Annotated in this window: 19 protein-coding genes and 1 pseudogene; 14 read left to right on the forward strand and 6 right to left on the reverse strand. The window is 62.7% G+C overall.

Translation table 11 applies throughout. From position 1 onward, the window contains the following. Window positions 1-71 precede the first annotated feature (71 nt). Window positions 72-812 (reverse strand): 2-dehydro-3-deoxy-D-gluconate 5-dehydrogenase KduD, encoded by a 741-nt coding sequence (gene kduD, locus IB235_RS01440; RefSeq protein ID WP_192335003.1) that lies wholly within the window; start codon window positions 810-812, stop codon window positions 72-74. Beyond that, window positions 809-1,633 (reverse strand): 5-dehydro-4-deoxy-D-glucuronate isomerase, encoded by an 825-nt coding sequence (kduI, locus tag IB235_RS01445; protein ID WP_192335005.1) that lies wholly within the window; start codon window positions 1,631-1,633, stop codon window positions 809-811. Before kduI ends, kduD begins: the two co-directional genes overlap by 4 nt. A gap of 174 nt (window positions 1,634-1,807) precedes the next feature. On the opposite strand from kduI, the gene IB235_RS01450 reads away from it, so the two are divergent. The 3 genes from IB235_RS01450 to IB235_RS01460 all read left to right on the forward strand — a co-directional run bounded on the left by IB235_RS01450 (window position 1,808) and on the right by IB235_RS01460 (window position 3,970). Further along, window positions 1,808-2,611, forward strand: a complete 804-nt coding sequence (locus tag IB235_RS01450; RefSeq protein ID WP_225612015.1) for an NAD(P)-dependent oxidoreductase — start codon at window positions 1,808-1,810, stop codon at window positions 2,609-2,611. Window positions 2,612-2,645: 34 nt separating this feature from the next. Continuing rightward, window positions 2,646-3,377: a FadR/GntR family transcriptional regulator gene (locus IB235_RS01455; protein ID WP_192335007.1), complete on the forward strand. Its 732-nt coding sequence runs from the start codon at window positions 2,646-2,648 to the stop codon at window positions 3,375-3,377. 116 nt (window positions 3,378-3,493) lie between these two features. Continuing rightward, the gene (locus IB235_RS01460; RefSeq protein WP_192335010.1) at window positions 3,494-3,970 is read left to right on the forward strand and encodes a MarR family winged helix-turn-helix transcriptional regulator; all 477 of its coding nucleotides are present in this window, start codon (window positions 3,494-3,496) and stop codon (window positions 3,968-3,970) included. Window positions 3,971-3,978: 8 nt separating this feature from the next. On the opposite strand, the gene IB235_RS01465 is transcribed toward IB235_RS01460, so the two are convergent. The 3 genes from IB235_RS01465 to IB235_RS01475 form a co-directional block, all read right to left on the reverse strand. Beyond that, window positions 3,979-4,389: an ester cyclase gene (locus IB235_RS01465; protein ID WP_192335012.1), complete on the reverse strand. Its 411-nt coding sequence runs from the start codon at window positions 4,387-4,389 to the stop codon at window positions 3,979-3,981. Between the two features lie 175 nt (window positions 4,390-4,564). Beyond that, window positions 4,565-5,629, reverse strand: a complete 1,065-nt coding sequence (locus tag IB235_RS01470; RefSeq protein WP_225612016.1) for an alkene reductase — start codon at window positions 5,627-5,629, stop codon at window positions 4,565-4,567. A 107-nt stretch (window positions 5,630-5,736) separates the two neighbouring features. Next, window positions 5,737-6,522, reverse strand: a complete 786-nt coding sequence (locus tag IB235_RS01475) for a DUF3445 domain-containing protein (protein WP_192335015.1) — start codon at window positions 6,520-6,522, stop codon at window positions 5,737-5,739. 76 nt (window positions 6,523-6,598) lie between these two features. On the opposite strand from IB235_RS01475, the gene purB reads away from it, so the two are divergent. From purB to gap, 4 genes are all read left to right on the forward strand, one after another. Continuing rightward, entirely contained in the window at window positions 6,599-7,915 is a 1,317-nt protein-coding gene (gene purB / locus IB235_RS01480; protein WP_155037844.1) for an adenylosuccinate lyase, read from the forward strand. 60 nt (window positions 7,916-7,975) lie between these two features. Beyond that, the gene (locus IB235_RS01485; protein WP_192335018.1) at window positions 7,976-9,013 is read left to right on the forward strand and encodes a FliG C-terminal domain-containing protein; all 1,038 of its coding nucleotides are present in this window, start codon (window positions 7,976-7,978) and stop codon (window positions 9,011-9,013) included. Between the two features lie 63 nt (window positions 9,014-9,076). Continuing rightward, window positions 9,077-9,220, forward strand: a complete 144-nt coding sequence (locus IB235_RS01490; protein WP_170297586.1) for a hypothetical protein — start codon at window positions 9,077-9,079, stop codon at window positions 9,218-9,220. A gap of 153 nt (window positions 9,221-9,373) precedes the next feature. Continuing rightward, entirely contained in the window at window positions 9,374-10,375 is a 1,002-nt protein-coding gene (gene gap, locus IB235_RS01495) for a type I glyceraldehyde-3-phosphate dehydrogenase (RefSeq protein ID WP_155037846.1), read from the forward strand. A gap of 63 nt (window positions 10,376-10,438) precedes the next feature. Here the strand turns inward: gap and IB235_RS01500 are convergent, their stop codons facing one another. Beyond that, window positions 10,439-10,753 (reverse strand): antibiotic ABC transporter, encoded by a 315-nt coding sequence (locus IB235_RS01500; protein WP_155037847.1) that lies wholly within the window; start codon window positions 10,751-10,753, stop codon window positions 10,439-10,441. 127 nt (window positions 10,754-10,880) lie between these two features. Between IB235_RS01500 and pyrC the strand changes: the two genes are divergently transcribed. The 7 genes and pseudogenes from pyrC to IB235_RS01535 all read left to right on the forward strand — a co-directional run bounded on the left by pyrC (window position 10,881) and on the right by IB235_RS01535 (window position 18,163). Beyond that, entirely contained in the window at window positions 10,881-11,924 is a 1,044-nt protein-coding gene (gene pyrC / locus IB235_RS01505; protein WP_155037848.1) for a dihydroorotase, read from the forward strand. After that, window positions 11,921-12,592: an orotate phosphoribosyltransferase gene (locus tag IB235_RS01510; protein WP_155037849.1), complete on the forward strand. Its 672-nt coding sequence runs from the start codon at window positions 11,921-11,923 to the stop codon at window positions 12,590-12,592. Before pyrC ends, IB235_RS01510 begins: the two co-directional genes overlap by 4 nt. Window positions 12,593-12,822: 230 nt before the next feature. After that, window positions 12,823-14,322 carry a replicative DNA helicase gene (locus IB235_RS01515; RefSeq protein ID WP_155037850.1) on the forward strand — a complete coding sequence of 500 codons (1,500 nt, stop codon included), beginning with the start codon at window positions 12,823-12,825 and terminating at the stop codon, window positions 14,320-14,322. After that, window positions 14,319-14,663: pseudogene (locus IB235_RS01520) on the forward strand (DMT family protein); the annotation flags it as partial. The gene IB235_RS01515 and the pseudogene IB235_RS01520, both read left to right, overlap by 4 nt. Window positions 14,664-14,744: 81 nt before the next feature. Further along, window positions 14,745-15,953: a multidrug effflux MFS transporter gene (locus IB235_RS01525; protein WP_192335022.1), complete on the forward strand. Its 1,209-nt coding sequence runs from the start codon at window positions 14,745-14,747 to the stop codon at window positions 15,951-15,953. 415 nt (window positions 15,954-16,368) lie between these two features. Continuing rightward, complete coding sequence (locus IB235_RS01530; RefSeq protein ID WP_155037853.1) at window positions 16,369-17,661, forward strand: M23 family metallopeptidase; 1,293 nt, start codon at window positions 16,369-16,371, stop codon at window positions 17,659-17,661. Continuing rightward, window positions 17,651-18,163: a polymer-forming cytoskeletal protein gene (locus tag IB235_RS01535; protein ID WP_155037854.1), complete on the forward strand. Its 513-nt coding sequence runs from the start codon at window positions 17,651-17,653 to the stop codon at window positions 18,161-18,163. Before IB235_RS01530 ends, IB235_RS01535 begins: the two co-directional genes overlap by 11 nt. The last annotated feature ends 2 nt before the right edge of the window (window positions 18,164-18,165 follow it).

The following is an 18,165-nucleotide window of genomic DNA, read 5'->3' on the forward strand; positions in this document are numbered from 1 at the left end:
ATGCGGCGGCGCGCTGTCAACAACTTATCATATAACTTGTGTGATAAGTTGCGCAGCGCGCCTACTGGCCCTTAGCGGGCCAGCCAACCGCCATCGACGTTCAGCACCGCGCCATGCACATAGGCCGCCGCCTTGGAGCACAGGAACACCGCCGTGCCGGCGATATCCTCGGGATTACCCCAGCGCCCAGCCGGGATACGGTCCAGAATCGCGCGATTGCGGTCAGGATCGTTGCGCAAGGCCTCGGTGTTGTTGGTCTCGATATAGCCCGGCGCGATGGCGTTGACGTTGACGCCCTTGGCCGCCCATTCATTCGCCATCAGCTTGGTCAGCCCCGCCACGCCATGCTTGCTGGCGGTATAGGACGGCACGCGAATGCCACCCTGAAAGCTCAGCAGCGAGGCGATGTTGACGATGCTGCCGGGCTTGCCCTGCCCGACCAACTCCTTGGCAAATGCCTGACAGGTAAAGAACACCGCCTTCAGGTTGACGTCGATCACGTCGTCCCAATCGGCCTCGCTGAACTCGACGGCGTCGGCGCGGCGGATGATACCTGCGTTGTTGATCAGGATGTCATAGCCCTGCCCGGCAAACGTGTCCTTGGCCGCCATCGGATCGGCGAAATCCAGCATCAGGCCGTGGCCCTTGCCGCCTGCCGCCGAGATCAGCGACAGGGTTTCATCGACATCACGGCGCGCGGCGCAGACCACCTCGGCCCCGGCTTGCGCCAGGCCCAAGGCGATCGCCTGCCCCAGCCCGGTATTGGCACCGGTGACCAGCGCCTTGCGACCTTCCAGCGAAAACGGGCTCAACGCAAATCCCCCGGCTGAATGAAGTCCATATCGGTATAATCGACGTTATCGCCCGCCATCGCCCAGATGAACGTATAGGAGCCGATGCCCGCGCCCGAATGGATCGACCACGGCGGAGAGATCGCGCCCTCTTCGTTGCCGATGAACAGGTGGCGGGTCTCCTGCGGCTCGCCCATCAGGTGCAGGACGCGTGATTGCGGCTCCATGCCGAAATACAGATAGGCCTCCATGCGGCGGTCATGGATGTGGCTGGGGATGGTGTTCCAAACCGAGCCGTCCTCAAGCGTGGTATAGCCAAGGATCAGCTGGCAGCTTTCCATGACCAGCGGGTGGATGAACTGGTTGATGGTGCGCTTGTTCGAGGTCTCGGCCGCGCCCAGTTTGACTTCCTTGCTGTCCGACAGGCGGACCAGCTTGTTCGGGTAGGTGTGATGCGCCGGGCAAGAGGTGATGTAGAAGCGCCCCTGACCACCAAAGGTCACAGCGCCTGCACCCATGCCCAGATACAGCACGTCGCCACGCTCAAGCGTCCAGCTTTCGCCACCCGCCTGAACCGTCCCGGTATCGCCGACATTGACGATGCCCATCTCGCGGCGATCAAGGAAACTTGGGGTTTTGGTCTCGGCGACGACATCCAGCACAAGGCTGCCGCCTGCCGGCACCGCGCCGCCCATGACGAAGCGATCGTAATGGGTATAGATCAGGCGGATCTCGCCGTCGCGGAACATGTCTGAGGCCAAGAAATTGCGGCGCAGGGCCTCGGTATCCATGGTCTTGGCATATTCGGGATTGACGGCTTGGCGGGTCTCGACGGTCAGCATAGTATCCTCCGTGCTGCGTAATGTCATATAGGTTGACAGACCTTGTATTATGTGTTGACTACAGCAAGGACCATCTGACGGCAAGACGGGAGAAGTCCTGTCGCCGGAAGGAACCGGCACCGGACAGACCCTTTGCCGCGATGGGTTGGGGATTTCTTCCGGGAGTTAGGATTCATGCTGAAGCGACTGTTGATCACCGGGGCCGCAGGCGGATTGGGCCGCGCGCTGACGCCACGCCTGCGCGACATGGCCGAAAGCCTTCGCCTTGCCGATATCGTCCCCGTGCCCGACACCCTGCCCGGCGATGACGTGGTGCAATGCGATCTGGCGGATGCCGCGGCGGTCAATGCCATGGTCGCGGGCTGCGACGGCATCCTGCATCTGGGCGGCATCTCGGTCGAGCGCCCCTTCGACCCGATCCTGCAGGGCAATATCATCGGCCTTTATAACCTCTATGAGGCCGCGCGCCTGAACGGTCAGCCGCGCATCATCTTTGCCAGCTCCAACCACACCGTCGGCTTTCACAAGCAAAGCGAGCGCCTTGGCCCCGACTGCACCTTCCGCCCCGACAGCCTGTACGGCGTCTCGAAGATATTCGGCGAAGCGGTGGCGCGGCTTTATTTCGACAAGTTCGGGCAGGAAACCGCGCTGGTCCGCATCGGCTCTTGCACGCCGGAACCGCAAAACCACCGGATGTTGGGCAGCTGGTTTTCGCATGAGGACTTCCTGTCGCTGATCGGCGCCGTCTTTGCCGCCCCCCGCCTTGGCTGCCCGGTGATCTGGGGTGCGTCGAACAATGACGCGGGCTGGTGGGACAACAGCCATATCGCCGATCTGTGGCAGCCCCGCGACAATGCGGAAAGCTTCCGCGCACAGATCGACGCCACCGTGCCGCGCCCGGCAGATGACGATCCGGTGCTGGTCTATCAGGGCGGCGTCTTCACCACCTACCCGATCTATCAGAAATCCGATACATGACCTGCCTCGGAACCCAACAGGGATGAAGCCAAGGATGAAAGCGGATGACGGCGTGACCCAGCCCGGCCCGACACTGGTCGTGACCGTGCGCGATGAATTGCGCCGCCAGATTCAGGCGGGCGAATACAAGCCCGGCGACCGCCTGCCATCGGAATCGCGCCTGACGCAGGATTTCGGCGTCAGCCGCACCGTCGTGCGCGAGGCGATTGCCGCCCTTCGCGCCGATGGCGTGGTCGAACCGAAGCAGGGCGCGGGGGTCTTTGTCCTGCCGCCCTCGGAAACCGCGCCCGCCTTTCGCGACGTGGACCCCGACCGGGTGTCCTCGATCATCGAAATCCTTGAACTGCGCACCGCGCTTGAAGGCGACGGCGCGGCTTTGGCCGCCACCCGCCATTCTGCCGCGCAAGAGGAAGAGATCATCGAGGCCTATCAGCGCCTGACCGATCTGGCCCGCCTGAACAAGCCCACGGCCGAGGCCGATTTCGCCTTTCACCTCGCCATCGCGAAAGCGACGAACAATCCCCGCTTCCCCGAGATGCTGCAGCTGATCGGCGCCGCGATGATCCCGCGCCGGATGCTGAACAAGGAAGGCGAGGTTCCGGTCAGCCCGGATTACGTTCGCCTGCTGGAACAGGAGCATGGCGCGATCCTCGCCGCGATCCAGATGACCGACCCCGAGGCCGCGCGTCAGGCCATGGTAAGGCATCTGAAAAACAGCCAGACGCGCTATCGCCAGCAACTGCGCACCGGTAATCTGACTTCGTGATAGCGGTGCAATAGGGTCACGCCCGACAGCACCGCGTGATCTGAAATGCGGAATGTTGGATAGGCACCAAGACCGGAACGCTATTCTGGCTCCCGTGCCTCTCGGCCTAAGGAAAGATGCGCCGCATCTTTCAACTGCAGGAAACAAAAATGCCAAGCAAAGAAGCCAGCGCCGAGAACCGTTTCGACGCGCTTGCGCTTGCGGAAAGTCTTCGGATCACGCTCGGCAGATTTGTTCGTGGCGTAAAGACACAGGCAAATACCCCGACCACTCCCCAGTCGGAAACGCTGTCGCTTCTGGATCAGGCCGGGCCGCTCAGTGTTGCCGAACTCGCAGAACGTCGCAATGTAAGGCATCAAAGCATGCGATTGGTTGCCGCTCAGTTGGAGGCTGAGTGCCTGATCAGCAAATTGCCCAATCCAGCGGATGGGCGCAGCCAACTTCTATCTATCACTCCAAAAGGGCAGGAAAAACTCTCCAGCTCGCGCGAAGCTCGAACGTGTCAGATCGCCGACCTGATCGAGGAGCGCCTGTCCGAGCAGGACAAACGAACCCTTGCGGCAGCGATTCTCGTTATCGAGCGGCTGTGCTGACTGCCGGATCAAGCCTTCGACAATGCGGCAAGAACATTCGGCAAGGTGTTCACCCCCCAATGCTCGGCATATTTTCCGTCTTGAACCCGCACAATGTCTATAACGCTGATCGCAACGTCCCGCCCTGTCGCAGGAACGCCCAGAAAGGTGCCTGTATGAACGCCGCTTATGGTCTTTCGGGTCGTGACCTTATCCCCCTCGGAGATCTGGTCGTGAAGCGTCACCGTCAGGTGTGAAAGAGCCGGGCGAAGAACATGCTGGAAGGTATTCCACATGCTTTCCGGGCCGTTCGGCATTCCTTGCGGCGCAGAGTGATTGATAAAATCGGCAGCCATCAAGGCACGGAATGCGGTTTCGTTGCCATTTTGTATGACCTCGATGTTGAAGCGGCGAACCACCTCTTTTTGATCGGCGGGCATAATCGATCCCTTCAAGTGAGTAAGACAATTTATACAGGTAAACTGTATAAATTGTCGAGTAGCATTTGGGGATCTTTCCAACCGGGCCTGCATCGGGACGCACACGCGCGTCCCTTCAATCCAACCCCTGATATCAGGAAAAAAAAGGCGCCGCGCGGCGCCCTTTCATTTTCGCTCAGGCCAGTTCCTCGGCAAAGGGATAGTCGGTATAGCCCTCGGCGCCGCTGGTATAGAAGGTCGCCGGATCGACGGGGTTCAGATCCAACCCATCGCGCAGACGGCGCGGCAGATCGGGCGTGGCGATGAAATTGACGCCAAAGGCCACCGCATCGGCACGGCCCTCGGCCACCAGCCCTGCAGCCGCCTCGCGCGACAGGCGCTCATTGGCGATGACCGGGCCGCCAAAGGCAGCCTTCACGTCGCCCAGCACGCTGTCCGGTGCCAGATGCTCGCGCAGCGCAAGGAAAGCGACGCCACGCTGGCGCATCTGTTCCGCCACGCGCACGAACAGCGCCCGGGGATCGCTGTCGCCCATGTCATGCTGATCGCCCCGCGGCGACAGGTGGACACCGACCCGGTCCGCGCCCCAGATGCCGATCGCGGCATCGGTGACTTCTTCCAGCAACCGCGTGCGATTCTCCAGCGAGCCGCCATAGGCGTCGGTACGCTGGTTGGTGCTGTCCTGCAGGAACTGGTCCAGCAGATAGCCATTGGCGGCATGGATCTCGACGCCGTCGAACCCGGCGCGCTTGGCGTTTTCCGCACCAAGGCGATAGGCCTCGACCACACCCGCAATCTCATTGGTTTCCAGTGCCCGGGGCGTCACATATTCGCGCTTCGGACGGACAAGGCTGACCGTGCCCGCAGGCCGGATCGCGCTTGGTGCGACCGGAGCCGCCCCGTCAAGGAAGATCGGGTCCGAAATCCGCCCGACATGCCACAATTGCAGGAAGATCAGCCCGCCGCGGTCATGCACTTCCTTGGTGACCTGCTTCCAGCCCTCGACCTGCGCATCGCTCCAGATGCCCGGCGTATTGGCGTAACCCACGCCCATCGGCGTCACGGCGGTCGCCTCGGACAGGATCAGCCCGGCCTCGGCGCGCTGGCCGTAATATTCGGCCATCAGGGCATTGGGGACGCGATCATCGACCGCCCTGCTGCGCGTCAACGGCGCCATCACGATGCGGTTTTTCAGTGTCACTGCGCCCAGCGTCAGCGGATCGAAAAGCGTCGGCATCATCTGCCCTCTTGATGAATTGCTTGGATGTCAGAATTGTGGGCCGCACCTTGGCGACACAATGTCGCAGGATGCAAGGCGGGTCCGCGTCTGGCGAATAGCTCGGCAGTTCATGCTGCCTCGCGAATCGGGAATTCCTCCAGCGCCGCCTGCTGCTCAGGGCTCAGATCCTCGGGCCGGATCACCGAGGTATGGATGGAAAACACCACAGCCCCGGTTTCCGGCAGCCGGAACAGGCATTGCCGCTCAACCCGGATGAAGGGCAGCGCGCCTTCGGGGGCGCGGCCCTGCTCCTCGGTCCGGGGATTGTGCAGGGGCGCGTTGGAATGATGCGCGGTCCCCCGCATCATCCCGATCCCCGGCCGGATGCCATCCAGCAGGCGCTGCACCCGCTTACCCACATCCTCGGTATATTTTGCCACCGGCTTGTGGATGCGCATCATCGGGCGCATGAACTTCTGATCCAGCGTCCAGCCCGCCGGAAAGCACAGGATCGCGCCGCCAAGGATATGCTCATCGCCCTCGCCCGGCACCATCAGGCACAGGTCCTCGGCCACCAGCCGCCCCAAGGTCAGCAAGGGCTGATCACGGTCGGCACGCACCATCCCGCCATCGGGACGGCGAATGACCTCGCCCATGTCATAACCGCGCGCAGGCAGCAGCCGCATGATCCAGTCGTAAAGTTCCTGCGCCGCCGGTGTACAGCCTGTGTGCAGCCGGTGGACGGCCTGTGTACGCTCAACGATCAGATTTTCCCGCAATTCCAATTGCTTGGCGAATGCGTCATCCTGCACCAGCCAATCATCCTCGGTCACGGGAACCGTCCCCGGCAGACGCCGCGTGCGGGGGTCGGTCCAGGGCGCAAAGCCCAGATGCTTCTGTAGGATCTCGCTCATGTCGGCATCATGCGTGCAGCGCGGTTGCGGGCAAGGGGTTTGACGGCTAAAAGCCCCGCAAATACAGGAGAATCCGATGATCCCGCGCTATTCCCGCCCCGAAATGGTCGCCATCTGGTCGCCCGAAACCAAGTTCAAGATCTGGTACGAGATCGAGGCCCATGCCTGCGACGCTCAGGCCGATCTGGGCGTGATCCCGCGCGCGAATGCCGAGGCGGTCTGGAAAGCCCGCGATGTCCAGTTCGACGTCGCCCGCATCGACGAGATCGAAGCCGTTACAAAACATGACGTTATCGCGTTCCTGACCCATCTGGCCGAACATATCGGCAGCGATGAGGCCCGCTTCGTTCACCAAGGCATGACCAGCTCGGACGTGCTGGACACCACGCTGAACGTGCAACTGGTCCGCGCCGCCGACATCCTGCTGGCCGATATGGACCGCGTTCTGACCGCGCTGAAGACCCGCGCCTTTGAGCATAAAGACACCGTCCGCATCGGCCGCAGCCACGGCATCCATGCCGAGCCGACAACGATGGGCCTGACCTTCGCCCGCTTCTATGCCGAGATGGACCGCAACCGCGCCCGTCTGGTCGCCGCACGCGAAGAAATCGCCACCGGCGCGATCTCGGGCGCTGTCGGCACCTTCGCCAATATCGACCCGGCGGTCGAGGAACATGTCTGCGCGAAACTGGGCCTGAAGCCCGAGCCGATCAGCACGCAGGTCATTCCGCGTGACCGTCACGCCATGTTCTTTGCGACGCTGGGCGTCATCGCCTCGTCGATCGAGAACGTCGCCATCGAGATCCGCCACATGCAGCGCACCGAGGTGCTGGAAGCCGAAGAATTCTTCAGCCCCGGCCAGAAGGGCTCGTCGGCCATGCCGCACAAGCGCAATCCGGTCCTGACCGAAAACCTGACCGGCCTTGCCCGTCTGGTTCGCATGGCCGTGATCCCGGCGATGGAGAACGTGGCGCTTTGGCATGAACGCGACATCAGCCATTCCTCGGTCGAGCGCGCTATTGGCCCCGATGCGACGATCACGCTGGATTTCGCGCTGAACCGTCTGGCTGGCGTCGTCGAAAAGCTGGTCGTCTATCCGGAAAACATGCTGCGGAACATGAACAAGTTCAAAGGGCTGGTCATGTCGCAGCGCGTGCTGCTGGCACTGACGCAGGCTGGCGTGTCGCGTGAGGACGCCTATCGTCTGGTCCAGCGCAACGCGATGAAGGTCTGGGAACAAGGCGCGGACTTCAAGACCGAGCTGCTGGCCGATGCCGAAGTCACCGCCGCGCTGTCCCCCGCCGAGATCGAGGAAAAGTTCGATCTGGGCTACCACACCAAGCATGTCGACACGATTTTCCGCCGTGTCTTCGGTGAAAACGGCGCGCATTAACCGACCGTTCTTGAATTGATGCCAGACTGCCCCCGAGACCTAGGAATCGGGGGCCGTCACATGATCCCACAACCCGCAAATCCCGCGCTCAGCGCCCGGCAGAAAGCCGCGATCATCGTCCGCGTCGTTCTGGGCGAAGGCGAGGATCTGGACCTGTCGCGCATCCCGCCGGGGTTGCAGACCGATCTGGCGCAGGAAATGGCGCTGATGGGTCTGGTCGACCGCGACACGCGCAATACCGTCATCGCCGAATTCTGCGACCGGCTCGAAGCCGTGGGGCTCAGCTTTCCCGGCGATATCGACGGCACGCTGGACCTGCTGGACGGACATCTCTCTGCCGATACCACCGATAGGCTGCGCCGTCTGGCCGCGCTGAACGGCTCGGGCGACCCGTGGGAGCGTATTGCCCATTTCACCCCGCAATTGCTTGCCGAACTGGCCCGGACCGAAGCGATCGAGATTGCGGCGGTCATGTTCTCAAAACTGCCGGTGCCGCGCGCGGCCGAGGTGTTTGGCCTGCTGGATTCCCAACGCTCGCGCCAGATCGCCTATGCGATGTCGCTGACCGGCATGATTGAGGAAAAGGCCCTGCACCGTATCGGCCGGGCGCTGATCCAGGCCGCCGACGCCGTGCCGCGCCCCGCGATCGAGGGCAAGGTAGTCGATAAGGTTGGCGCGATCCTGAACGGCTCACCCTCCACGACCCGCGACGACGTTCTGGCCGGGCTGGATGACGACGACGCCGAATTCGCGACCGAAGTGCGCAAGACCATCTTCACCTGGGCCAATATCCCGACCCGCGTCGATCCACGCGACATTCCCCGCATCACACGTGAGGTCGTGGGCCCGATCATGATCACCGCCATGGCCGGGGCCAAGGGCCGCAACAAGCCGACGGTGGAATTCCTGCTCTCGGGCCTGCCCTCGCGGCTGGCGGAAAGCATCCGCGAAGAGGTCGAGAATACCAATGCCGTCACCGCCAAGGATGCCGAGACCGCGATGAACAATGTCGTCACCACCATCCGCCGGATGGAGGCCGATGGCGACCTGTTCCTGATCGCGCAGGACAGCGAAGATGCCGGGCAAGGGTTGGACTGAACGCTTGCCCATGCCCGCCCGGTCGCCTAGCTCTGGTCCAAAGTTTCCAGCCGGGACGCGCTGATGACCAATGTAATCGCCCTTTGTCTGGGGCTGCTGATTCTGACCCTGTTCGTTCTGGACGCGGTATTCTTTCAGGGAACGCTGCCGGTCTTTCTGGGAAAGCAGTTTGCCACGCTGATCGAATATCTGAGTTTCTGGCGCTAACATCCCATTCACCCGCGAAAGCGCTGAAAACTCTGGGCGCTAACATGGTTATTTGACAAAACTTTTGGTGCAATCCCGGTTTCAGCCATTTGCATTCTCCGGCGATTGCGCGCTATCTGCCACCCGAACATCATCAGCGCCCGGAGGGACCCCATGGCTGTAAAGGTGGCAATCAACGGTTTTGGCCGTATTGGTCGGAACGTTCTGCGCGCGATCATCGAATCGGGCCGCACCGATATCGAGGTCGTCGCAATCAACGATCTGGGCCCGGTGGAAACCAATGCCCATCTGCTGCGCTACGACTCGGTTCACGGGCGCTTCCCGGCCAAGGTCACGACCACTGCGGATTCGATCGATGTCGGCCGCGGGCCGATCAAGGTCACCGCGATCCGCAACCCCGCCGAGCTGCCCTGGGGTGACGTCGATGTCATCATGGAATGCACCGGCATCTTCACCTCGAAAGAAAAGGTGCAGGCGCATCTGTCGACCGGCGCGAAACGCGTGCTGATCTCGGCCCCCGGCGACAATGCCGACAAGACCATCGTCTTCGGTGTGAACCACGACACGCTGACCAAGGACGATATCGTCGTCTCGAACGCCAGCTGCACCACCAACTGCCTGTCGCCGGTCGCCAAGGTGCTGAACGACACCATCGGCATCACCCGTGGCTTCATGACCACGATCCACAGCTATACCGGCGACCAGCCCACGCTGGACACGATGCACAAGGATCTGTACCGCGCCCGCGCGGCCGCGCTGTCGATGATCCCGACCTCGACCGGTGCCGCCAAGGCCGTGGGTCTGGTCCTGCCGGAACTGAAAGGCCGTCTGGACGGCGTCGCGATCCGCGTGCCGACCCCGAACGTCTCGGTCGTCGACCTGACTTTTGAAGCCGCCCGCGACACCTCGGTCGAGGAAATCAACGCCGCGATCAAGGCTGCCGCCAATGGTCCGCTGAAGGGCATTCTGGGCTACACCGAGGAGCCGCTGGTCTCGACCGACTTCAACCACGACCCGCACAGCTCGGTCTTCCACATGGACCAGACCAAGGTCATGGAAGGCAAGCTTTGCCGCATCCTGACCTGGTACGACAACGAATGGGGTTTCTCGAACCGCATGTCGGATACCGCCGTCGCGATGGGCAAGCTGATCTGATCACGCCCGATCGAATGACGAACGCGCCCCTTTCGGGGCGCGTTTCGCATTTCAGGGGCTGCCTCAGGTCTTTTTCGTCAGCCGCCTGACATTGGCCTTGGTGCGCCGGCGGTAGGGCCGCAAGGCCGCCGCCATCACTTGGTCAGCGCGGTCACCCCGCCCTGCCGATTTCAACGCCGCAAACATCGCCTCGGACGCCGCATCGGCCTTTTCGGCGACCATGCGTGTCGGTTCGGCCGCGTCCTGCGGCACCATGCCCATCATTCCCGCCATGCGCATCGCGATGACCATCTGCGATTCCCAGCCGATGCGTGCCATCTGCTGCCAAAGCAGCACAGGATTGCCCAGCCCGAACGGGTTCAGCCTGCCGTATGCCATTCGCAACTCCGCTTTCACTGCCCCCCTTTGTTGAATCTGCGACTCGCGAGGCGGAATGCCAAGTCATTCCTTCGTCAGACGCACAGCCCCTATTTTCATGACCGGACCGTCGGTATAGAGGGATGCCATGACAAATTCCCTGACGCTCCGCCGCCCCGACGACTGGCATCTGCATCTTCGCGATGGCGAGATGCTGGCCGCAGTTGCAGCATATTCCGGCCATTTCGGCCGGGCGATCATCATGCCGAACCTTGTTCCGCCGGTGGTGACCGGGGCGCAGGCGGCAGCCTATCGCGACCGCATTCTGGCAGCCCTGCCGCCAGAAGTGACGCTACGTCCTTTGATGACGATCTACCTGACCGAGACCACCGATCCGGCCGATCTGATCGCCGCTCACCGCGATGGAATCATCTCGGCGGTGAAGCTTTACCCGGCCGGGGCCACCACCAACTCGGCCTCGGGCGTGCGTGATTTCGACAAGGTCCGCCCGGTGCTGGAAGCCATGGCCGAGGCCGGCATCCCGCTTTGCACGCATGGCGAAGTCACCGATCCCGCCGTCGACATCTTTGACCGCGAGGCCGTGTTCATCGACAAGGTGCTGGACCCGATCCGCCGCGCGACCCCCGGTCTGCGCGTGGTGATGGAACACATCACCACCTCGGACGGCGTGGACTATGTCAGCGCGAACCAGAATATCGGCGCGACCATCACCACCCATCACCTGGTGATCAACCGCAACCATATCCTGGTCGGCGGCATCAAGCCGCATTACTACTGCCTGCCCGTCGCCAAGCGCGAAAGCCACCGGCTGGCGCTGCGCCGCGCCGCGACCTCGGGGGATCAGCGCTTCTTCCTGGGCACCGACTCGGCCCCGCATCCGGACCGCGCCAAGGAATCGGCCTGCGGCTGCGCCGGTTGCTTCACCGCGCCGAACACCATGTCGATCCTTGCTCAGGTCTTCGAGGAAGACGGCGCGCTGGACCGGCTGGAAGGCTTCACCTCGCTCAACGGCCCGGCCTTCTACGGCCTGCCCGCAAATGAGGACATGATCCGTCTGGTCAAACGCGACACGCCCGCGACCTATCCGACCCATATCCCTGCCGGAGACGAGACCGTCACCGTGTTCGATCCCGGCTTCCCGCTCTACTGGCATGTCGAGGACCCCGCATGACCCTGCCCTTCCCCCCGCGCGAGGAAATCGCCCGCCTGACCGCCCGGATGCTTCTGGAAATCAAGGCCGTCCACTTCAACGCGGCCGAGCCCTATACCTATGCCTCCGGCCTCAAGGGACCGACCTATATCGACTGCCGCAAGCTGATCAGCTTCCCGCGCATCCGCTCGACGCTGATGGATTTCCTGTCGGCGACGGTGCTGCGCGATGCGGGCTTCGACGCCTTCGACAATATCGCCGGCGGCGAAACGGCGGGCATCCCCTTTGCGGCTTTCGTCGCCGAGCGGCTGGAACTGCCGATGACCTATGTGCGCAAGAAGCCCAAAGGTTACGGACGCAACGCCCGCATTGAAGGCGCCATGACCGAAGGCCAGCGCGTGCTGCTGGTCGAGGACCTGACCACCGATGGTGGCTCGAAGCTTAGCTTCGTCGATGCGATCCGTGAGACCGGGGCAAGCTGCGCCCATACGGCGGTGATCTTCTATTACGGCATTTTCCCGGAAACCACGCAGCGCCTTGCCGATCACGGTGTGCAACTGCACCACCTGTGCACCTGGTGGGACGTTCTGGCCGAAGCCAAGACGCAGGGTTTCTACGATCAGGAAACGCTGGCCGAGGTCGAAAGCTTCCTGACCGATCCCCGTGCCTGGCAGGCCGCCCACCCCTGATCGGGGCGCGACTTCTGCCCGCAAGTTAGAATGGGTATTTGTGAAACGGTGAAAATCCGTTCGCCGCGCCCAGATCTTCACCGTTATCCAAATACCCAAGCCGCCCGTGCCACATCGCCGCGGGCGGCAATCTTGTCCCCAGCCTATCCACAGGATATCCAGATGGACCGCCTTCCATCTAAGGTGGATAACAACCCTCACCCGAGTCGAACATCCGGAGCCATCAAGGGATGAGCGAGCTACGCGCCGTCGAAATCAGAAACCCCAGCGAAATCGCCGAGGCCGTCGCCGCGCAAGCGGTGCCTTTCTCGATCGAGGCAGAGCAGCAGCTGCTGGGTGCGCTGCTGACCAATAACGAGGTCTATGACCACGTCTCGCGCATCATCCAGCCGCGGCATTTCTACGATCCGGTTCACCGCCGCATCTATGAGATCAGCATTGAGCGCATCGCCCGGAACGCACTGGCCAGCCCGGTGACGATCAAGGCCTTCATGGAAAATGACGCGGGGCTCAAGGAATTGGGCGGCCCGCCCTATCTGGCGCGGCTGGCCGGGGCGGCGATCTCGTCCCATGCGGCGCGCGATTATGCCCAGATGATCCGCGAATTCGCCATGCGCCGCGACCTGATCAGCCTGGGTCAGGACATTGCCGCGCGGGCCTCGACCGTCTCGGTGTCGGATTCGGCCGAAGAACAGATCAAGGAAGCCGAGCAGGTCCTGTACAAGCTGGGCGAACAGGGCGTCGCCGAGCGCGGTTTCCAAAGCTTCCTGTCGGCGGTCAGCGGCGCGCTGACGGCGGCGAATGCGGCCTTCAGCCGGGGCGGCGGGCTTTCGGGTGTTTCCTCGGGCCTGATCGACCTTGATGCCAAGATGGGCGGTCTGAACCGTTCGGACCTGATCATTCTGGCCGGGCGTCCCTCGATGGGGAAAACCTCGCTGGCCACCAACATCGCCTTCAACGTCGCCAAGGTTCACCGCAAGGGTCAACTGCCTGACGGGACCGAGGGTACGCTGACCGGGGGCGTCGTCGGCTTTTTCAGCCTCGAGATGTCGGCCGAACAGCTGGCCGCGCGGATCCTGTCCGAAGCGGCCGAGGTTCCCAGTGAATCGATCCGTCGCGGCGACATGACCGAGGACGAGTTCCGCCGTTTCGTCAAAGCCGCGCATGACCTGCAGAACTGCCCGCTTTACATCGACGACACCCCCGCCCTGCCGATCAACCAATTGGCCGCCCGCGCCCGCAAGCTGAAGCGGACGATGGGGCTGGATGTGCTGATCGTCGACTACCTGCAGCTGCTGCGCGCCGCCTCGGCCAAGGACAGCCGGGTGAACGAGGTTTCCGAGATCACGCAGGGGCTCAAGGCCATCGCCAAGGAATTGGACATCCCGGTCATTGCGCTGTCGCAGCTGTCGCGGGCCGTCGAAAACCGCGAGGACAAACGTCCGCAGCTGTCCGACCTGCGCGAATCCGGCTCGATCGAGCAGGACGCCGATATCGTGATGTTCGTTTTCCGCGAGGAATATTACCGCGAACGCGAAAAGCCCGCCGATCATGAGCTGGACAAGATGGCCGCATGGCAACAGATCATGGAATCCTGCCATGGAAAGGCCGAGGTCATCATCGGCAAGCAACGCCACGGGCCGATCGGCACGGTGGAACTGTCCTTCGAGGGCCGCTTCACCCGCTTCGGCAATCTTGAAAAACACCGCAGCTGGGACCGTTCGGAATGAACCTGCCCGTTCCCGTCACCACCGTTGGGCTGCTGCTGGCCTCGAACGTGTTCATGACCTTCGCTTGGTATGGGCACCTGAAGTTCAAGGCCGCACCGCTGTTCATCGTCGTGCTGGTCAGCTGGGGCATCGCGTTTTTCGAATACCTGCTGCAGGTTCCGGCCAACCGGATCGGCTATGGGCATTTCAACGCGGCCCAACTGAAGACGATTCAGGAGGTGATCAGCCTGTCGATCTTTGTCATCTTCTCGTGGCTTTATCTGGGCGAGAAGATCACCTGGAATGTCATGCTGGGCTTTGGACTGATCTGCCTGGGGGCCTTTTTGATCTTTTCGAACTTCGGTGGTTCCTCGCACCACGAAGAAGCACTTCCATACAATCAGCCCGTTGTCATTCCCGCGGAGACGCGCGAATAGATCGGCATGACGCCGCAACCTGAACCGGCCGCCCGGCGGCCCAGCCTGCTGACGCTGGTGTCGATCACCGGTGTCGGCGCGCTTTCAATGAACATCTTCCTGCCCTCGCTGCCCGGCATGGCGCGGGACTTTGGCGTGGATTACGCCGTGATGCAGCTGTCCGTGTCGGCCTTTCTGGGGGTCAGCGCGGTTTTGCAGCTGCTTTGCGGTCCGATCAGCGACCTGATCGGACGCAGGCCGGTGCTGCTGGGTGCCTTTGCGATCTTCCTGATGGCGACGCTGGGCACATTGCTGGCGCCCACGGCGGGCTGGTTCCTGTTCTTCCGCATGGTTCAGGCGGTGATCACCACGGGCTTTGTCCTCAGCCGTGCCGTCGTGCGCGACATGGTACCGGCCGAGCGCGCCGCCAGCATGATCGGCTATGTCACCATGGGCATGTCGCTGGTTCCGATGATCGCGCCGACCATTGGCGGTGTGCTGGACGAAAGCTTTGGCTGGCGCGCCAGCTTCGTGACCATGGGCGTGCTGGGCTGCGCGGTCTTTGTCCTGTGCTGGTTCGACCTGTCCGAGACCGCCCGAGGCGCGGGCACGCCGCTGCGCCAGCAGATCGCAAGCTATCCCAAACTGGCACGCTCGCATCGCTTCTGGGGCTATTCGCTGGCCGCCACCATGAGCGCCGGAGCCTTCTATGCCTATCTGGGCGGTGCACCCTTTGTCGGGCAGAAGGTGCTGCATCTGACCCCGGCCGAGGTCGGCTACTGGTTTGCGGCGCCCTCGCTTGGCTACGCGCTAGGGAACTTCACCTCGGCGCGCTTCTCGACCCGGATCGGGATGAACCGGATGATCCTTGCTGGCGCGGTGATCGCCACGCTGCCGCTGGGACTGGCACTGCTGGCCGACCTGAGCGGCGCGCAATCGCCACTGGTGTTCTTCGGCTCGGTTGCCTTCATGGGACTGGGCAACGGCATGCTTCTGCCCAATGCCAATGCCGGCATGATGAGCGTGCGGCCCGAACTGGCCGGAACGGCCAGCGGTCTGGGCGGCTCAATGGCGGTCGCGGGCGGCGCAGGCCTTGCTGCCTTGGCCGGAGTCTTTCTGCATGACGACGCCGGGGCCGCGCCCTTGCTGGCGATCATGGTGGTGGTTTCGGCGGGTTCGATCCTGTCGACCCTGTGGGTCATGGCCCGCGAAAGGCAGATTCTGCGTCAGGGATAGGGCCGAAAAAGCCCGCCCAACGCGACAGGGCCGACCGGGTTCCCAGCCATCGGGGGGCGCAGCGTCTCTCCAGGCCCGCATCTGCCCGATTGTGCGGCAGAACCGGCCTTGCAACTAAACGAACCGGTTTTCCGCCAAGTTGAGGTGCTCCAGTCGCAACTGTCTTTTTTTTCGGCAAAAGATCAGTCGGCTAGCGGCCATACCTGATTTCGACCCGCTAACGGTAACACTCGCGCGAGGGGCGACTACCGGCAATTCTTGACTGATTGACCTCGGTTTGATCGGCATCTATCCGCCCACAATAGGGGCATATATTTCCCGAATGTTGCGCTTTAAGCACAGCTCGGATTTATGAATGCCAACGCGGCCGCCTCTGCTCGGTCTGGACGCGAAGCCACAGAATGGATCAGGGACATTGCGCATCACTCAAAGTCTGAATTCGGTGCTTGAGCGCTGGCTGCCAGAACAGCGTCTCTTTCTGAAATCGGACAGCACGACCCGCTTCATCAGGCTCAGCCCGATGACCCAGCTTGTTGCACTTGGCGGATCTGCTGTCTTCTTCGGCTGGGCGGTGATTGCCAGTTCGATCCTCGCGATCGACGCGATCAGCGCCCATGGCAACCGCGATCAGGCCCGCATGGCTCAGGACGCGTTCGAGACCCGGCTGACGGATCTCTCGCATGAGCGCGACAGCCGCGCTTCCGAGGCCGTCGCCGCCCAGCAGCGCTTTACCGTCGCGCTGGATCAGGTGTCGGACATGCAGTCGCAGCTTCTGGAATCCGAGGCCCGCCGCCGCGAGCTGGAGACCGGGCTTGAGGCCGTGCAGAACAGCCTGCAAACCGCCGTCCGCGAACGCGACGACGCGCTTGGCCGCACCGCTCTGGCGGGCAAGCCCGTCAGCGCCGAAAAGACCGCCGAGCTGCAGACCGCTTTCGACATTCTGTCGGGTGAGCTTCAGCAGGCTTCGACCCAGCGCAATGACGCCATGACCGAAGCGAATGAGGCCAAGCGCAAGGCCGAGGCGTTGACCGTCGAGCGTGACCGGATCATCGCCAACAACGATGAGATCCTGAACCAACTGGAAGACGCCGTGACCGTTTCGGTCAAGCCGCTGGACGACATGTTCCGCAATGTCGGCATGAACCCGGATGACGTCCTTAGCACCATTCGCCGCGGCTATTCGGGCGAAGGCGGACCGCTGAACCCGGTCAGCTACTCCTCCAGCGGTGACGCCGAGATCTCGCAGGGCGAGGCGAAGGCCAAGGAGATCATGGTCACGCTGGACAAGATGAACAGCTACCGGATCGCTGTCGAGAAGATGCCGCTGGCCATGCCGGTGAAATCGGCCTTCCGCTACACCTCGCCCTTTGGCCGCCGCTGGGGCCGCGCGCATGAGGGGATCGACATGGCCGGGCCGGTCGGAACCCCGATCTATGCGACCGCCGACGGCGTCGTGATCCATGCCGGGCGCATGGGTGCCTATGGGAACCTGATCAAGATCCAGCACGAAATGGGCGTCGAGACCCGTTTCGGTCACCTGTCCAAGATTAAGGTCAAGGTGGGTCAAAAGGTATCGCGCGGAGCGCTTATCGGTGCTATGGGCAATACCGGAAGGTCGACCGGACCGCATCTTCACTATGAAGTTCGCGTGAAAGGTCGCGCCATGAACCCTATGAGCTTCATCAAGGCAGCCCAGAATGTTTTCTAAGACCCGCGTAACTGAACCCGGACCCAGGACCCAGCCGCAGCCGGCCCCCGAAGCCGAAGCACCGCGGAGCTTGGAAAAGACGAATATCGACGTGCCGGCCTCGCCCACTGCGACCCCGCGCACGCGCACCGCGCCCTCGATCCTGTCGTCTGACCTGACCGTCACCGGCAATATCAAGACCCAGGGCGACATCCAGGTCGAAGGCACGATCGAAGGCGACATCCGCGCCCACCAGCTGATCGTCGGCGAAAGCGCCACCATCCGTGGCGAAATCGTGGCCGAGGAAGTCGTGGTGAATGGCCGTGTCGTCGGCCGTGTCCGCGGGCTGAAAGTCCGCCTGACCGCCACCGCGCGCGTCGAAGGCGACATCATCCACAAGACCATCGCCATCGAATCGGGCGCGCATTTCGAAGGCTCGGTGCAGCGTCAGGAAGATCCGCTGGCCAATGGCGTGACCCCGAAGCTGGCCCCGCCGGTCGCCAAGGTCCAGAACGACGACTGATC

The sequence above is a fragment of the Paracoccus sp. PAR01 genome (assembly GCF_014851995.1).
Taxonomy (GTDB): Bacteria; Pseudomonadota; Alphaproteobacteria; order Rhodobacterales; family Rhodobacteraceae; genus Paracoccus; species Paracoccus litorisediminis.